The sequence below is a fragment of the Streptomyces botrytidirepellens genome (genome assembly GCF_003721215.1).
GTDB classification, from domain to species: domain Bacteria; phylum Actinomycetota; class Actinomycetes; order Streptomycetales; family Streptomycetaceae; genus Streptomyces; species Streptomyces himastatinicus.
Map to the genome: position 1 here is coordinate 1 of NZ_RIBZ01000452.1, position 1,258 is coordinate 1,258.

The following is a 1,258-nucleotide window of genomic DNA, read 5'->3' on the forward strand; positions in this document are numbered from 1 at the left end:
GACGGCTCGGGGCGGCGGCCGGGGCGGGCTGCTGGGCGCGGCCGCCACGCTGCGCGACCGGCCGGTCACCCTGCCCAGCGCCCGGCTCACCGCCTTAGGCGCGGGGCTGCTGACCGCGCTGGCGATGCTGGCATTCGGCTGCCTGGACGCGCTGCTGTTCTCCGGATCGCCCACCGCGTACGGGGTGTTCTTCCTGCTGGCGTGCGCGGGCTGCGGGATGTGGGTACGGCCCGCCGACCTGTTCCCGGGGGCGATCGGGGTGCCGATCGCCTTCACGGCCGGGCTGCTGCCGATCAACGACGGCGGCACGGGGTTCGCGGGCCAGGCGCTGGGCGTGTTCACCGCGCTCTCGCTGAACGCGGGCTGGCTCTACGCCGGGACGCTGCTGACCGTGCTGATCGTCCTCGTCCGCAAGATCGCCCTCATGGGGCGGCAGCGCCGACGCCGTCAGCAGCGGCAGCCGCGGCCATCGCGGCGCCCACGATCCCCGCATTGTTCTGGAGCTGAGCCGGGACGATCTCGGCCCTGATGTCCTCGATCAGCGGCAGGAACTTGTGGGCCTTCCGGCTCACCCCGCCGCCGATCACGAACAGCTCGGGCGAGAACAGCATCTCCAGGTGCGCCAGGTACTTCTGCACCCGGTGCGCCCAGTGCGGCCAGCTCAGGTCGTGGTCCTCCCGGACCTTGGTGGAGGCGCGCTTCTCCGCCTCGTGGCCGTCCAGCTCCAGATGGCCCAGCTCGGTGTTGGGCACCAGCCGACCGCCGGTGAAGACCGCGCTGCCGATGCCGGTGCCCAGGGTGAGCACGATCACGGTGCCCTGGCGGCCGCGGCCCGCGCCGAAGGTCATCTCGGCGACCCCGGCCGCGTCCGCGTCGTTCAGCACGGTGACCGGGGCGCCCAGCCGCTCGCCGAGCAGACCGGCCAGGTCGGTGCCGATCCAGCTCTTGTCGACGTTCGCGGCGGTACGGGTCGTCCCGTCCGTCACCACGCCCGGGAAGGTCACCCCGACCGGGCGCCCGGACCAGCCGAAGTGCCTGGCGACCTCCACCACACCGTCCACGACCGCCTCGGGCGTGGACGGGTGCGGGGTGAGCACCTTGTGGCGCTCCTCGGCCAGGTCGCCGCGGTCCAGATCCACCGGCGCGCCCTTGATCCCGGACCCGCCGATGTCCACGCCGAACACCCGGGCGGCCGAGCCGCCGCCGCTGGTGTCGGTCACCGCTCCGCGCCGTCCGTGCCGGCGGCGGCCGCCCCGGC

General features: G+C 74.2%; 2 protein-coding genes. One reads left to right on the plus strand and one right to left on the minus strand.

Annotation, left to right across the window (positions count from 1 at the left end; all coding sequences use genetic code 11):
* On the plus strand, nucleotides 1-529 hold a 529-nt coding region (locus EEJ42_RS31520), incomplete at its 5' end, for a DUF6542 domain-containing protein (protein WP_246097519.1).
* Here EEJ42_RS31520 and ppgK read toward each other — a convergent pair.
* Nucleotides 423-1,184 (minus strand): polyphosphate--glucose phosphotransferase, encoded by a 762-nt coding sequence (ppgK, locus tag EEJ42_RS31525; protein ID WP_123105275.1) that lies wholly within the window; start codon nucleotides 1,182-1,184, stop codon nucleotides 423-425. The genes EEJ42_RS31520 and ppgK overlap by 107 nt on opposite strands.
* Nucleotides 1,185-1,258 lie beyond the last annotated feature (74 nt).